This window comes from uncultured Aquimarina sp. (assembly GCF_947496855.1).
Taxonomy (GTDB): domain Bacteria; phylum Bacteroidota; class Bacteroidia; order Flavobacteriales; family Flavobacteriaceae; genus Aquimarina.
Genome location: NZ_CANMED010000002.1, coordinates 568,309 through 584,019, shown reverse-complemented (window position 1 = coordinate 584,019; position 15,711 = coordinate 568,309). Strand labels below are relative to the sequence as shown.

Annotated in this window: 16 protein-coding genes; 6 read left to right on the top strand and 10 right to left on the bottom strand. The window is 32.6% G+C overall.

All coding sequences use genetic code 11. From position 1 onward, the window contains the following. Positions 1-75: 75 nt before the first annotated feature. The 4 genes from Q0921_RS08500 (at position 76) to Q0921_RS08485 (ending at position 3,158) form a co-directional block, all read left to right on the top strand. A complete protein-coding gene (locus Q0921_RS08500) occupies positions 76-648 on the top strand; it encodes an RNA polymerase sigma factor (RefSeq protein WP_299255891.1) in 573 nt (190 codons plus the stop codon). Continuing rightward, positions 645-1,451, top strand: a complete 807-nt coding sequence (locus Q0921_RS08495) for a tetratricopeptide repeat protein (protein WP_299255890.1) — start codon at positions 645-647, stop codon at positions 1,449-1,451. Before Q0921_RS08500 ends, Q0921_RS08495 begins: the two co-directional genes overlap by 4 nt. A gap of 222 nt (positions 1,452-1,673) precedes the next feature. Continuing rightward, entirely contained in the window at positions 1,674-1,895 is a 222-nt protein-coding gene (locus tag Q0921_RS08490) for a hypothetical protein (protein WP_299255889.1), read from the top strand. Positions 1,896-2,036: 141 nt separating this feature from the next. Then, complete coding sequence (locus Q0921_RS08485; RefSeq protein ID WP_299255888.1) at positions 2,037-3,158, top strand: pentapeptide repeat-containing protein; 1,122 nt, start codon at positions 2,037-2,039, stop codon at positions 3,156-3,158. Here Q0921_RS08485 and Q0921_RS08480 read toward each other — a convergent pair. Together Q0921_RS08480 and Q0921_RS08475 are read right to left on the bottom strand one after the other, a co-directional pair. After that, positions 3,139-3,603, bottom strand: coding sequence for a hypothetical protein (locus Q0921_RS08480; protein ID WP_299255887.1), 465 nt, complete (start codon positions 3,601-3,603; stop codon positions 3,139-3,141). The two genes, Q0921_RS08485 and Q0921_RS08480, sit on opposite strands and share 20 nt — an antisense overlap. Positions 3,604-3,605: 2 nt before the next feature. Further along, positions 3,606-4,310, bottom strand: coding sequence for a methyltransferase domain-containing protein (locus Q0921_RS08475; protein ID WP_299255886.1), 705 nt, complete (start codon positions 4,308-4,310; stop codon positions 3,606-3,608). 71 nt (positions 4,311-4,381) lie between these two features. On the opposite strand from Q0921_RS08475, the gene Q0921_RS08470 reads away from it, so the two are divergent. Then, positions 4,382-4,957 (top strand): nitroreductase, encoded by a 576-nt coding sequence (locus Q0921_RS08470; protein ID WP_299255885.1) that lies wholly within the window; start codon positions 4,382-4,384, stop codon positions 4,955-4,957. Positions 4,958-5,016: 59 nt separating this feature from the next. Here the strand turns inward: Q0921_RS08470 and Q0921_RS08465 are convergent, their stop codons facing one another. The 4 genes from Q0921_RS08465 to Q0921_RS08450 are packed head-to-tail and all read right to left on the bottom strand — an operon-like array spanning position 5,017 to position 7,859. After that, positions 5,017-5,391 (bottom strand): hypothetical protein, encoded by a 375-nt coding sequence (locus Q0921_RS08465; RefSeq protein ID WP_299255884.1) that lies wholly within the window; start codon positions 5,389-5,391, stop codon positions 5,017-5,019. A 53-nt stretch (positions 5,392-5,444) separates the two neighbouring features. Continuing rightward, entirely contained in the window at positions 5,445-6,218 is a 774-nt protein-coding gene (locus Q0921_RS08460) for a TIGR03915 family putative DNA repair protein (RefSeq protein ID WP_299255883.1), read from the bottom strand. Positions 6,219-6,229: 11 nt separating this feature from the next. Continuing rightward, entirely contained in the window at positions 6,230-7,489 is a 1,260-nt protein-coding gene (locus tag Q0921_RS08455) for a putative DNA modification/repair radical SAM protein (protein ID WP_299255882.1), read from the bottom strand. Beyond that, positions 7,479-7,859 carry an endonuclease domain-containing protein gene (locus tag Q0921_RS08450; protein WP_299255881.1) on the bottom strand — a complete coding sequence of 127 codons (381 nt, stop codon included), beginning with the start codon at positions 7,857-7,859 and terminating at the stop codon, positions 7,479-7,481. Before Q0921_RS08450 ends, Q0921_RS08455 begins: the two co-directional genes overlap by 11 nt. A 167-nt stretch (positions 7,860-8,026) precedes the next feature. Here Q0921_RS08450 and Q0921_RS08445 point away from each other — a divergent pair, with 167 nt between their 5' ends. Then, on the top strand, positions 8,027-8,794 hold the full coding sequence (locus Q0921_RS08445; RefSeq protein ID WP_299255880.1) for an XRE family transcriptional regulator: 768 nt from the start codon (positions 8,027-8,029) through the stop codon (positions 8,792-8,794). Here the strand turns inward: Q0921_RS08445 and Q0921_RS08440 are convergent. From Q0921_RS08440 to Q0921_RS08425, 4 genes are all read right to left on the bottom strand, one after another. Then, positions 8,791-9,789 carry an App1 family protein gene (locus Q0921_RS08440; protein WP_299255879.1) on the bottom strand — a complete coding sequence of 333 codons (999 nt, stop codon included), beginning with the start codon at positions 9,787-9,789 and terminating at the stop codon, positions 8,791-8,793. The two genes, Q0921_RS08445 and Q0921_RS08440, sit on opposite strands and share 4 nt — an antisense overlap. 73 nt (positions 9,790-9,862) lie before the next feature. Further along, a complete protein-coding gene (locus Q0921_RS08435; protein ID WP_299255878.1) occupies positions 9,863-12,268 on the bottom strand; it encodes a sodium-translocating pyrophosphatase in 2,406 nt (801 codons plus the stop codon). 112 nt (positions 12,269-12,380) lie between these two features. Then, positions 12,381-12,911 (bottom strand): inorganic diphosphatase, encoded by a 531-nt coding sequence (locus tag Q0921_RS08430; RefSeq protein ID WP_299255877.1) that lies wholly within the window; start codon positions 12,909-12,911, stop codon positions 12,381-12,383. Between the two features lie 209 nt (positions 12,912-13,120). Continuing rightward, positions 13,121-15,619 (bottom strand): DUF5686 and carboxypeptidase-like regulatory domain-containing protein, encoded by a 2,499-nt coding sequence (locus tag Q0921_RS08425; protein ID WP_299255876.1) that lies wholly within the window; start codon positions 15,617-15,619, stop codon positions 13,121-13,123. Positions 15,620-15,711: the final 92 nt, after the last annotated feature.

The following is a 15,711-nucleotide window of genomic DNA, read 5'->3' as shown; positions in this document are numbered from 1 at the left end:
CATGAATTATAGTTAAGTTTGTGTTCTTCATATAAAAGTATTTAAGACGATATTCTATAATTACTTAGAAACTCCATGGCAAATCAGAAGCACGATGATTATTTATTGCAGAGCCTTATTGTGGGTGATGATAAAGGTATCAAAGAAATCTACAGAAAGTTATACCCTAAAATTAAAGCGTATATATGTAGTCATGACGGATCTGAAGATGATGCTAAGGATATTATGCAAAAAGCATTATTGCAATTATCAGCAAGAGCAGAGGATAAGGGTTTTAGGATTACCTCTAGTTTTGATGGTTATTTTATGACCATTTGTAAAAATTTATGGCGACGAGCAGCAAAATTGTCAAAATCTAGGGTAACAAATGAAGGTGTAATTGATCTTGTCCATGAAGAACGAGAAATAGCTTTGGCCGCACATGAACAAGAAAAATGGGAGTTGTTTCAAGAGAAACTATCAGAAATATCAAAGAATTGTAGAGAAGTATTGACATTTTTCTTTAACAAAATTCCTTACATTCAGATTGCAGAGAAGTTAGGATATGCGACAGAAAACACAGTTAGACAACGTATTTTTAAGTGTAAATCAAAGTTAAAAGAAGCGATACATGAAGATGCTCGTTATAACGAATTAAAAGAGTTATGAATACACTAGAACAGGATACGGAAAAATACCTTAATGGCGAAATGACCAAAGAGGAAACTGCTGTTTTTTTGAAAAAAATAGATACGGATCCAAATGCAAAAAAAACGTTGGAGCTTTATCAAGAAATGAATACTGTTTATGATGAAAATAATTGGGAGTTGACTGACAGAAATTCAACTTCTAAAAAAGTTGAACGGTACGAGGATTTTCTTAAAAGTAATAAAGGGAAAACAATTTCTGAAGCTATTTCTAGGGCAGAACATTCATATTTTGAAGAACCACATTCATTAAAAATAAAGCAAATCTTTTTATATGTCGGTGCTATAGCTGCAGTTTTTGTAGCTGGATTATTTTTTATCACACAGTTTGGTAATCCAATGGAAAGGGATCAATTATATGCGGAATATAAAAATTGGGATGTACTCCCTAGTTTAACTCTAAGAGATGGAGGCACTGATTTAGCAAGAGTAGAAAAACTTTTTAAAGAAGAAGCGTATGAGGAATCGTTAACCTTACTTCAGAAGTACATATCAAAGAATGATCAAGCTATCAACCCTCAGGTTTTATTATATATGGGTGCGACTCAACTGGAATTGGATCAAAATGAAGCTGCTATCGGTTCTTTTACAAAATTACTTCATAGTAAGACGCTGGATGCAACCAAGGCGCATTGGTATTTGGCATTATGTTACTTAAAATTAAAGGATCTGGAGAAAGCAAAAAGTGAATTGAAATTACTTATTGATAATACTACAAATTTCCAGAAAAATGAGGCAAAAGAATTATTGAAACAGTTAGATTGACCGATCTTAGAATGATTCTAATGAACGAATAATTAAAATATTCATTAAAACTGCTTTTGTAATAAGACATTATTTTGTTGCTAGATAAATAGATTGTTTTCTTAAATCGATGAAAGTTGCCTTTTATCGGAAATACTGATTTTTATAAAGTTTTATATTCATTTTTAGGAAGTTAGAGTATTAATTTCATTCTGAATTTAGAAACTAATCAGCGATTAGAAAATGAAAGAGGAGTTAAGCATTTCGGATTTAAGGCAAGTTATACGTAACCTAATTACTTTCATCGCGGTAGATGGGAAGGAATATGTAAATGATGATAAAAAGCGTGAATACGTAGCGAGTTATGTACTTCTTTTAGCGAAAATTATTAATCAGGTAGATCAAGAAGAGAAAACTTCATTAATTCAAAACATTTCAGATGATATAGCTAACTATATAGGGTAAGGGAATAGTTTTTGGACTATATTTTATTATGTTAGATTTAGAAAGCCTTTTTTTTCAATAAGAAAGGCTTTCTTTTTTATTTGGTATTAATCATATAACTTTAATATATTGAACATTGAAAATCCCGAAATCTAACTAAAAGTGACTGAACAAGAACGAATTGAACAGCTGGAGCAAGAAAAACAGCAACTCCAAGATCAATTAGATCAAATAAAAAAAAGAAAAGAGAAGAAAAAGAGTATTGGGTTTTGGATACTTAAAAAATCTAGCGTACCTCTTCTTGGGGTGAGACTAAAAGGTAGTATTAATAATGCTATTACAGAATATAAGGAAACCAAATCAGTTTCTGTGGATACCGTTTCTGATGTGTCCTCTAATATTATTTGGCGCATTACTAGAATTGGTCTTTTTGGGTTACTTGTAACTCTCATTCCTTCTATTATTCTGTTATACCAGACAAAACTTGTTATCAATCAGAATAGATTAGTAGATAACCAAAATGAATTAATAGAAGCAGAAAGGAGATCTTCTTTGGTTTTCATTATGGATAACCTACTTTCTGATCTTAGCGAAGAATTGAAATACAAAGGATCTAGCGAACGCAATGTTAGCCCAGTTTTAGAAGCTAGAATAGCGAGTTTATCTAGAGCAATGAAACCTTATAAGTATAAAGAAGACGGAGAGTTGATTGATAAAAAAATAAGCCCAGAGAAGGGACAACTCCTGTTTAGTCTAATAAGGAGTGAACTGGCGGATCAATCGTATAGAGAAATTTTGGATGCTTCTGATTTTAGTTATACTTATTTTAAAGATATATTTTTGGGTAGAGGAGTTAATCTTAGATATGTTAATTTAAGTTACTCAAATTTATCCGATGTAAATTTGCCTGCTGCTAATTTGGAAAGAAGTGAATTGATAGAAGCGAATATGGAAAAAATAAATCTTTCTGATGCCATTCTAAAAAGAGCTAATCTTACCAATGCTAATCTTAGTAATTCAGAGTTATTAAGTTCTGATCTAACCAATGCCAAGTTATATGGGGCAGATCTAACGGAAGCAGATTTAACTGAAGCTACCTTATGGGGTACAAAGCTGGAAGATGCTAACCTTACGGATGTGGTGTTAGATAATGCTATTGTACATCGACAAGACTGGATAACATATGTAGCAGATTCATTGGATTTAAAAGGGGCTAAAGAGATTCAAGATAAGTATAGAGTAAAAAAACAAGGAAAACAACAGTTTATTCTCGTTGCAAGGTAGAAGATGAATCTACATCCTGATTTTTAAAGATGATACTGTGAATTTTATCAACTAACCAATTTCCAGCAGGAAAGTATAAAGCAAAAAATAATGCCATTCCTAAACTAAAATTTTGAGGACTGAATAGTTGATCAAGTATATTATTTGGATAGACATAAGATGTTTGTAACCAGTATCCTAAAAATTCTAGTACTCCCATAGCTACTAACCCATATGCGTATTGATTAAAGAAGTTGTATTTCTTTAATAAAATCGAAATAGGGACCATATATAAAATATAACAAGTGACCACTTGCCACCAATAACTGAATCTAGCAATTTCCATTTCTGCACCAAACTGATTCATTCCTAATCCCCATAAAAAATATACCGTAATATATGTAAGAAGCATTGTTTTAGGAGTTTTCTTTATTTGTTTAAGATTTTGAATAAGAATTTCTTTCATAATTATAGGTCTATTTTTGTTAAGGTTCTAAACCAGATTTTTTTACTTACAGTATATTTTTTCACGTCGCTTCTATCCAGAATATTTTCTAATTCATTAACTGTAAAAGCCCTTTGTATGGCTATTAATCCATCTTGTTTTGCTAATTTGGAAATAGGTAAAAAGTAACTTGAATATTTAAATAAAAAATACGCTGTCTTACTCCTTTTTAATTCACTAAATATAAGATGCTTAATTCCTTTTTCTTTTATTCTTTTAATAAATTTGATAAGCTCTTCATCCTCAAAATGATATATAAAATGACTACTTATGATGATATCACAATCAGGAATTGAGAAAGAATGATCTAGGATATTGTCAACCTTAAATTGTATATGATTATATCTAGCATATTGAGAATTAGCATAGATAATACTTTGTGGATTTCCGTCGATTCCTAAAAAACCTCCTCGAATTCCTTTTTTACTTAGTTTTTTAGAAACATTGTAAATACTATCACCGCCTCCGCAACCTATATCCAGAATGTGGAACGATTTTTTATTTGGGTTTTTGATACAATAATCAAGGGTGCCTTTAGCAAGTTGTTTGTGATTTCCGAACAGCTTGTTGATTAATTTTAAACTGGATAAAGCTTTTGACAACTTCTTTCCAGACAGAGATAAATTATCAAGTTGTTCAGAGGTATGAAGACGAATTCTTAAATTCAAAATCTAAATTTGGATTTTATTTTTATTGGTCTCAATATTAATAATAACTTTACAGTAAAAACATAAAATTCATGAATAATGAATATTTAAATCAAATTATTAGAGAACGTAGATCAATTTTTCCTTCTCAGTATAATAACAAGCCCGTTTCCGCAGAATTTATTAAAAATTTATTAGAGAATGCTAATTGGGCACCTACTCATAGGTTAACTGAACCTTGGCGTTTTAAGGTGGTTAGAGGAGAAACAAAAGATCGTCTTGGGAGTTTTTTATCAGATACGTATACAGATATTACACCTAATGATAAGTTTTCACCATTTAAAGTCAAGAAGATTAAGGATAAGTGTGATGCTTCTAATGTTATCATAGCTATATGTATGCAGAGAGACCCTAAAGAAAGAGTTCCAGAATGGGAAGAAATAGCAGCTACGGCTATGGCGGTTCAGAATATGTGGCTTACTTGCACAGCTAATGAAGTAGGTTGCTATTGGAGTAGTCCCGTTTTAATAAAATATGCAGGAGAATTTTTTGAGTTTGAAGAGGGTGAAAGGTGTTTGGGGTTTTTATATATAGGTAATTATAATAAAGACGAGGTAATAAGTTCTAAACGAAACTCTATTGAGGAAAAGGTAAAATGGCATGACTAAAAACAAAAAAACATCCGCCACGGCGGATGTTTTTTTTACATATATACTTTCTCTGTATATTATTGCTTTTTTAATGCGTCAGCAGCTTTGTTAGCTCCGTCTTTTACAGCATCAGTACCTTCTTTTACCGCGTCTGTTGCAGCGTCAACTGCATTACCAGCAGCGTCTTTTGCAGCATCAACAGCTCCATCTACTGCATCACCAGCAGCAGCTTTTACAGAATCAACAGCCTCTTTTGCATCTTCTACAGCTTCATTAGCAGCTTCCTTAGCATCTTCTACAGCTTCTCCAGCAGCATCTTTTGCTTCTTCAGCAGCGTCTTTTACTTCTTCTACAGCATCACTAGCAGCATCTTCTGCTTTTTTTGTATCTCTACAAGAGGTTACTGAAACTGCTAACGTTAGAGCAATTGCTCCTAAAAATAATCTTTTCATAATTGATAGATTTAGTTAATTGGGTTATTGAACGCCAAATTTAACATTTTATTTTATATTTCGTTTTTTTCTATCAAGTATTTCCAATAACGTTTAGGAAGGTGTTGTACGTGTAATCTTGAGTTTTTTCTGGATTTAATAGTAACACTGTTAAAATAAGTTTGCCATAGCTTCTGGAAATCTAACTCATTATCAACGTAATTTTCTTTTTGAATACTTGTATTTAGTTTGGAAAAAAAGTCTAAGGTTATGATGTCTACTTTATGAAGGTCATAATATAGTCCATATGATCGCTTTATATCATAGATTAACCATTTTTGATCTGCATATCGATCTTGGAAGTGACATATCAGTAATGGTAAAACATTAAAATCAGGCTCTACGGTTGAAATAAAAATATCATCTTTTGTTCGTTGAAACCTAACGAAAGCCTCCATTCTATGTTTTTCTCTTCCTACCATTTTGGCTACTTGACTTATTTTAAGAATATCTTTATTGCTGTAATCAATAAGAGTAGAATTAGGTGTATTTAATATATTCCTAATATAACATAGAAGTGTGTTTTCCACTCCTTTAATTTCACTTAAGAAAGCTTTGAAAAGAATTTTCTGTTGCGATGATGGAATTTTAGTTTTTATACCTTTCCATACCCGACTAGATTTTGTTTCATCAGTAATAATTATTTCAGAAATTGTAAATAGTTGATTATTAGATTCGGATTCTTTTCTAATAATTGGAGCAACTATTTTTTGTTCATATACAGTAAATACACAGGTTAAAAATCCATCAAAACTTCCGTCATATGATAAAATTGTCCGTGGATTCATGTTTAGATTTGTTAGAAAAGACTCAATTGATTAGTAAAATACTTAGCGTGTTTGCTTTTGGAAGTTTTTAGAATAATATTCTTTAATTTTAATGGAGTTACATCTTTGTGATAAAAATCTTTAGAGTTACAGGTAATAAAGTATTGTGCTCTGTTTAATGCGATACCAATAGCTTTAAGATGTATCCAATCTAGTTTTCTGAATTTTCTTGCTTGAAGTATTTTCGAAACCGATTGCATCCCAATTCCAGGTATTCTAGCTAAAATGTTTTTGTCCGCTTTATTAATATCGACTGGAAAAAAATCCAAATTACGTAGTGCCCAACTTAACTTAGGATCAATATCGAGGGCTAAGTTTTTATATTGGTCATTTAATAATTCGTTAACAGAGAACCCATAAAATCTAAGCAACCAATCGGTTTGATACAATCGATTTTCTCTAAGAATAGGTACTTTGGTTTGTAAAGAAGGTAAACGATTATCAGATGTAACTGGAATATAACCTGAGTAATATACCCTTCGCATATTAAACTTTTTATAATAGTAAGTAGCAGATAGCATAATATCCTTATCACTTTCTCCCGTAGCGCCAATGATCATTTGAGTACTTTGTCCTGCTGGAGCATATCTCGGTGTACTTTTTATGATTTTTCGTTCTGCCTTATATTGAAGGATTTCGTTTTTTACCTTTAACATTGGTTTCATAAAGTCCTCGTGTTTTTTATCGGGTGCTAAAAGTTTAAGCCCTGATATAGTAGGTATTTCTATGTTAACACTAAGACGATCAGCGTAGAGTCCAGCTTCTCTCATGAGTTCGTCACTCGCGCCTGGAATCGATTTTAAATGAATATATCCGTTAAAATTCTCTTCTAACCGAAGTTTTTTGGCAACTGCAACCAATCGTTCCATAGTGTAATCAGAATTTTTAAAAATTCCTGAACTAAGAAATAATCCTTCTATATAATTTCTACGATAAAAATTAATGGTTAGGTCTACAACTTCCTGTATTTTAAAAGCAGCTCTTTTTATATCATTACTTTTTCGGGTAACACAATATGCGCAGTCAAAAATACAATGATTGGTAAGTAAAATTTTTAATAGGGATACACAACGACCATCTTCAGTATAACTATGGCATATACCCATGCCTGTGTTATTACCTAAACCTTTATTCGTGTTTTTTCTTTTTCCTCCACTACTGGCGCAGGATACATCATACTTTGCGGCATCCGCAAGAATCGAAAGTTTTTCACGCGTTCTCTCAAACGACATATGAACTTCTATTGGATAGTTTAATTTGATGTTTTAAAGCTCGGAAGATTTCTTCTATATCTACTAGAATTTGATAATCAGTAAAGCGCAATACCGTAATCCCTAAGGAATGAATATGAAGTTTTTTTGGAGTATCTTGACTAAAAACTTCTGAGAATTCATGTGCGTACCCATCGATCTCTAGAGCAATTTTTAAAGAAGGACAGTAAAAATCGAAAGTATAGTTGTTAATTTTATGGTTTCTTTTAAAAAGAAATCCTTTTTCGATTAACCGTTTGTAAAGCTCCTCTGTAGCGGGAATCGAATTGTTTAATGAATATCGAATAGTTTTTTCTGATTCTGGTCGGTGTAAAACAATTTGTGATGTCATATGGATTTAGTTAACTAGTAATTTTTCCAAATTTATGGAAATATTCCAACAAAATAAAAATGAAACAGTGTTAAAATTGGAAATATTCCAAAAAATAGTATATTTGCCTCATAATTATCCCAAATCAAAGTAACAGAAATGGATACTAATTTATAAATCAAAGTTGTATGGATAATTTAACTAACCAAACCATTCAACGCTTTAAATCGATCCGTGAGGAGAATCATTTTACACAATCTGATTTTGCTAGGGTTCTTAACATTAAGAACTCTACTGCGGATATAGAAAGGGGAAAAACTAAAATTTCGGGAAAAGTTGTTTCTAAATTACTTCAAGAATTTGGAGTTAACCCTCTTTGGTTGTTTGGCGAAAGTGAACAAAAGAGAATTCAGTTACATAATGGTGATGTTGCACCAAAAATAGTTACTGTAGATTCGGAAAATAACGAGAACATAGTTCTTGTTAATGTAAAAGCAGCAGCTGGTTATCCGCATAACGTTCAAGATGTGGATTGGTATCAGCAATTGCCTGCTTTTGATATTCCTCTTCCAGAATATAGAAATGCTACTTATAGAGGTTTTCAAGTAGAAGGAGATAGCATGTTACCTGTTTTAGAACCAAAAGAATGGGTCATAGGTAAAGCTGTTAATAATCTTTCTGAGTTACGAAGTAATGCTCTCTATGTGGTGGTATTGCATGATAGCGTAGTGGTTAAAAAAGTTAGGAAAAATGAGGATTCTTCGGTGTTGACATTGATTTCTCTAAACGCTGACTATTTACCATTTACGATTCAAACACATCAGGTTGTAGAGGTTTGGGAGGTGAATAGTAAACTTAGTTTCAATATTGACGCCAATTCTGATGCAGCAAGTATTAAGCAGTTACAAGATGCTATGTTAACTCTTACTTCAGAAGTTAGAAGTTTAAAAAATTAAGTAATAAATCCGTGTTGCCTTGCATGTTCTTCAGCTTCCTTAGAGGAATGAACAAGAAGTATAGGGGTAGTTGTAAAAGAATCGATGATTTTAATTATTCTTTTTTCTTTTCTTTTATGATTCACGCTTCTCAGATAAATAGCTAAAATTCTATTGGGATATTTTATTGCTATTTCTGTATAAATATCGGCATCTTTTTCTCCACTATCTCCAATAAGGATAAATTTTATATTGGGATATATTTTGATAAGATTTAAAATTTCAGATTGTTTATGAGGTATTGTAGGTTTGGGGGTTTTATCAAAAGGTGTTCTAAAATCTCTTAACAGAATAGGGCCTTCAGGGAAATAGTGTTTTTTTAGAAAAGCTGTTAAGTAATCATATAAATTCCAAGGACTATTACTAACGTAAAATATGGGATTAACTGGTGCAGTGTTCTTACCTAATTTTAATTTCTGATAGAATTGAACGGTTCCTTCCAAGGGTAACCTTCTGTCGAAATTTTTGAAAAAAGTATTTGTAATTACTCTCCATTTGAACAATGAAGCAACTCCAGTATGCAAAATTGTATCATCAATATCACTTATGATACCATATGATGCATTTTCTGAAGGTGTTAACATTTTTCCTTCAAATACGTTATTCTGTATAATTCTTTTATCATTACCGCTCTGGTAGGAAACAATAAATGGTATCCACCCTTCTTTATCCGTTAATTCGAAAGAATCGGATAAAAGTTCATCGAAATTATAGTACCCTTCGGAGTCTGTAGCTGTAGAAAATTTTTGACCATTGGATAGTTTTAGCTCGATATGTGCTTTTTTTATTTCATCACTTTCAAACTGTTTATAGATATTGCGCAATGTTTTCAGAATCCCTGTATTACCATCGAAATTAATGTTTTCATCTTCTAAAGCCCTGCCAGTAGCTCTTAATCTAGTTGTTGTACCATACCCTAGATAAGAATTTATTCGTAATGGTTTTTTTTTGAACATAGAATTTTCTTGAAGTATAAAGATAAAAAACCCCGCTAATTAGCGAGGTTCTTTAAGGGGTAGCTTTTAAAAATTATTTTATGGAAGCTCTAATTTCTTCAATTTTAGTTTTTATTTCTTCTTCTGTACCTTTTAGTTTTTTCGTTTCTATGAAAGTTTTGCCGTTTTCAGTTTTTGTGATAATGACTTTAGCATTGGCAATATCTCCATTCATTTCCATATTAACTTCGATTTGTTTTTCAACTTGATTAGAAGATGATTTAGTCTCAATAACTTCAGTTTTATCATTAGCTACTGCAGTTTCAGGAGTGTGATCTCCAAGTATAGGGGCAATTACAAGTCCTATAAGACAAGTTAATTTAATCAATATGTTCATAGACGGTCCTGAAGTATCTTTAAAAGGATCTCCAACTGTATCACCAGTCACTGCGGCTTTATGAGCATCAGAGCCTTTATAAGTCATCTCTCCATTAATTTCTACTCCAGCTTCAAATGATTTTTTTGCGTTATCCCAAGCACCACCAGCATTGTTTTGAAATATCGCCCATAGAACACCTGATACGGTAACTCCTGCCATATATCCTCCTAACATTTCAGCAATAGCTAATGTGTCCATTCCGAATAATAATGGAACAAATGCTATTACTAAAGGAAACCCAATAGTAAGTAATCCCGGTAGCATCATTTCCCTTAAGGAAGCTTTTGTTGAAATTGCAACACACTTATCATATTCAGGTTTACCTGTACCTTCCATAATTCCAGGGATGTCTTTAAACTGACGGCGTACTTCCTGCACCATTTCCATTGCTGCTTTTCCAACAGCATTCATTGCTAAGGCAGAAAATACTACGGGCACCATTCCCCCTACAAATAACATTGCTAATACCGGAGCTTTAAAAATATTAATCCCATCTATTCCTGTAAAGGTTACATAGGCAGCAAATAGAGCTAAAGATGTTAATGCAGCAGAAGCGATAGCAAAACCTTTTCCTGTTGCGGCTGTTGTATTTCCAACTGAATCTAAGATATCAGTACGTTCTCTTACGATTGGTTCTTGTTCACTCATTTCGGCAATTCCACCAGCATTATCTGATATTGGTCCGAATGCATCAATTGCTAATTGCATAGCTGTTGTTGCCATCATTGCAGAAGCCGCTAAAGCCACACCATAAAATCCTGCAAAAGCATAAGATGACCAGATAGCTCCAGCAAATAATAATACAGAAGGGAAAGTTGAAATCATACCAGTTGCTAAACCAGCAATAATATTTGTTCCTGCGCCTGTACTTGACTGTTGTACAATTTTAAGGATAGGAGATTTGCCTAGTCCTGTATAGTATTCAGTTACTGATGAAATTACGGCTCCTACTACTAACCCAACCAGAGTAGCATAAAATACGCGCATTGAAGAAATTTCTTGTAAGCCTTCTCCGAAAAACTCCATTTTCATAGTTTCAGGAAGCATCCACTTACATAAAGCAAAACAAGCAGCAGCTACTAGGACTATTGATGTCCAGTTACCAATATTAAGTGCTCCCATTACTTGAGATTCTTTAGCATCATTGTTTTTAATTTTCACCAACATGGTACCAATTATAGAGATGATAATACCAACACCAGCAATCGCCATAGGTAATAAGATTGGTCCAATACCTCCAAAAAGATCAGAGATAGCACCTCCCATATCCTTGATAACGTAGTTTCCTAGTACCATGGCAGCTAATACCGTAGCTACATAAGAACCAAATAAATCAGCACCCATACCTGCAACATCTCCAACATTATCTCCAACATTATCTGCAATTGTAGCAGGATTACGTGGGTCATCTTCTGGAATACCAGCTTCGACTTTACCTACTAAATCTGCTCCTACATCAGCTGCTTTTGTGTAGATACCTCCACCTACACGAGCGAATAAAGCAATAGATTCGGCTCCTAAAGAGAATCCAGCTAAAGTCTCTAGAACTATGGTCATATCCATTGTGTTGGTCCATTCTCCGCCCATAAAAAAGTGAAAAAAGAATATAAAGAAAGCGGTTAAACCTAATACAGCTAAACCTGCAACACCAAGTCCCATTACTGTACCACCTCCAAAAGAAATTTTAAGGGCATTTGGTAAACTAGTTCGGGCTGCTTGCGTAGTTCTGACATTTGTTTTGGTAGCAATTTTCATTCCTATATTCCCCGCATAAGCAGAAAAAACAGCTCCGAATATAAAAGCAATGACAATTAGCCAATGAGTAGTAGGTACAACAAAAGAAACAATTGTTAATAAAACACTAACTATCACCACAAATATTGCAAGTAATTTGTACTCTGCATTTAAAAAAGCTAAGGCTCCTTCGTAGATATGATCCGAAATTTCTTTCATTTTACCATCGCCAGCATCTTGCTTCATTACCCAAGATTTTTTAACCAGCATGTAAATAAGCCCTAATATTGCCAAAACAATTGGCATATAAATCATATTTGATTCCATTAAATGTGTTTTTAGTTAATTTGTCGCTAAATGTAGTAAAATAAAGCTAAAAAGAAAAAGCGCAATATTTATAAGAAAATATTGCGCTTTTATTTATTTTTTGTATAGAACTTTAATGAATACTGAATAGTCCTTCAGGTTTATCTGCTAGATCCTCAAAACGTTTAACACAGGCTTTGATAATTTTTCTTGCTTCATCAATATTACCCCATCCACCAACATCAACTTTTTTCTTTTCTAAGTCTTTATAAACTTGGAAAAAATGTTCTATTTCTTTTATAAGGTGTGGGTTCATTTCCTTTAGATCTGCTAATCGACTTGCAATTGGATCGGAAATGGGGACACATATAATCTTTTCATCAGGACCTTTTTCGTCTGTCATATGGAAAACGCCTATCGGTTTTACTTCCATTACACAACCAGGAAATGTTGGTTCTGTTACTAAAACTAATACATCTAATGGGTCTCCGTCTAGTGCCAAAGTTTCTGGAATGAATCCATAATCTGCAGGATACATCATAGAAGAAAAAATCATGCGATCATATCGGATCTTTTTTATATCAAAATCGTATTCATACTTATTACGACTTCCTTTAGGTATTTCAATTAGTACATCGAAACTTTCACGGGTTGCTGCGCTCATATTCTTATTCTCATTTTTATGGGCGGCAAAGATAAGTATTACAAGGGGTTGGTTAAAATTTATAGCCAAAAATAATAGGTTTATGTATCAAATTTTAATGTTATGGTAACCTATAAGCTTTTCGTAAGAATCTATTTGATGATTTTTATAATGAAATTGCTGATAATTAATATAAACAAATTAGGTTTGACTAATTTATTTCAGGGTTTTTAGAAATAGAATCCAAAGGACCCTGTAACCCCAAAATCACGAGCATCAGGATTATCAAAGTAATTTCCTCTAAAGTGGAAGTCAATTCTAAAGATTTTAAAGATATTTCCGACTCCAACACTATATTCCCAATATATTTCATCATCAGGAGCGCCTACAGTTTGTAAAAACCCTGAAGCATCCAGAGCAATGTTCTCATCAGATAGTTCTCCCCATACTCCACGAATACCGACAAGTTCACGTAAGTTTAATTTTCTCAGTAAAGGTATTCTAGAAAAAATTCTACCGTTAAAGTTATGTTCCATATGAACTGCAGCATACGTGTCAGTCACGAATTCATAAAAGTTTAGTAATGGAAATGTGTTCTGAATTGATAAATAGGTTTGGTTACCAGGTATTACACTTAATAACCCAAGCGGAACTTCTCCAAAAGTCTTTCCTACTTCTAAAGAGCTATTTAGAACTCCAAATCCACCAATATTCCAAGGTTGTCTATAAAAAAATTGAAGCTTTTGATATTCAAAATCACTTTCCAATATATGGTCTAAACCTACAGAATAATTAAGGAATAATTGAGCAAAGTCACCATCATTAACAATAACTCTATCTACACCATATCCAGTAGTTTTTCTTCCAGGGTAATATGCTAAAGAGGTTCCTATTTCAGCCTGCTTTATTTCAGACTTTATCTCACCAGTATCGGGATCAATAAAATCTAAACTAAATAAATCATCATCTGCGGGTTTTAACGTTCTGAAAGACCCAGTAACTCCAAGAGTAAAGTTCTTTCTGGGTTCTATTTGCATAGAAAAGGCTGATAAATTTATAGAAGTCAATCTACTGTTATCTCCTGTTGCTATAATAGAGGAAGATGCCAAACTTCTTCCTTCGACATCGTTTGTGTTTGTGAGGCTTGCTCCGAGCTGTTCTACATCTCTTCGATTCCCAGCAGAAATGATTAATCTAGATTTTCGGTCCACAAGATATTTTCCGGATAATCCATATTTAAATTTGTTATCTCTAAAACCATAAGCACCATATCCTTCTATTCTCCATTGATCATTTGCTGTGAAATAAGTTCTACCTCCAGCTCTTAATCTAAAACCCTCTATAGTGTTATAACCAACGGTAGAAAATAATGGACCAAAATCCCAACCATTAAATTCTACATAACCTGTAGCTAATATGGTTCCAATATTATATAATCTTTTAAATGCTTTAACCGTTTTTAGTGTGTCTAAAAGTTTGTATACTTTTTGTTCATCTTTGTTTAGGTCTTCCATTCTGGAATTTGTCCAAAATGAATCATCACGATTATAAATTTCTTGATTGTAAGGATCTACTTGGCTCTGATAGAATTTTCTGCCTTTCTTCTGGTCAAATTTATAGTTATCATAAAGAGTTGTTCTTTTGCCATATACTCCTCTAGATTTTTCTTTCTTATTGAAGGCAAAATCTGATTGAAAATAATCTTTTGTAATTAAAAATATAGAATCATTAAGAACATCAAACTCTTGTTCGATATATAAATCTTTTACCCAATTTATATTTGCACTTTTGGTTACTTCTAAATTAATTTCTTTAATTGCCCAGGTTGTGTCATTTACCCAAAAATCTCCTTTAAAGGTAAGTTCATTTTTTCTTCTTGGATAATAGATAATGTTATAGCACCATTTATCACCAATGTAGGCACTATCAGAAAGGACATAGTTATACACGTTAACTCCAGTTCTGGATAATGGACTTGTAAAACTTTTATCAAAGAACTTTAGATAATTATCGTAGATATCGTAATCAGAGTATAGATCTTTTACAAAAGCAATTAGGGTTTGGTTGTCGCTAAAACCTGCGTTTTTATTTCCTTGAAGAACCTCTTTAAGTTCATTAAGTTCGTTATCACCATATACTTTGGATATGGCTTCATTTAGAAAAATAGGAAGATATGTTTTTCCAGTTATTCTTGAAGTGTCAATATCTTCAAAAATAAATTCCATGCCATTAAAGATCCTACTATTTACCAGTGCACTATCAATAGTATTAAGGTCAAATTCTAACTTTTCATACTTATCATAGTTGTATTGCTTGAATTTCTTAACGCCATTTTCTCTTCTGTTATCCCAAATTTTACGGAGAATATCTATGGCAGGATTATTTTTTTTAGAGGTTTTACCTTTGTATATAACAACTTCGTCCAGAGAAGCGGCTTCTTCTTCAAGAACAACCTCCATGTTATATGTAGTTCGTTTAGATAGTTTTATTGTTTTTGTTTCAAAACCAATAAAAGAAACTTTAACGCTATTGTGATTTTGATCAGATTCCATATAGAATTTACCATTTTCATCTGTTATGGTTCCTATTGTAGAATTTACAAAAACAATGTTTGCGAAAGGGACAGCTTGTTTGTTACTGTCATATACATGACCACTTACTTTGGTCTGTCCGAAAATGAAAGAGTTACTAAAAACAAAAAATAAAAACCCTAAAACCCAATATCTCATCTAATATTTTTAAATAATTATGATTAAACATCATTGGACTGGTTTTTTGATTGAAATGATTCAATCCATTTTAAATCAAAAAAGGAACAACT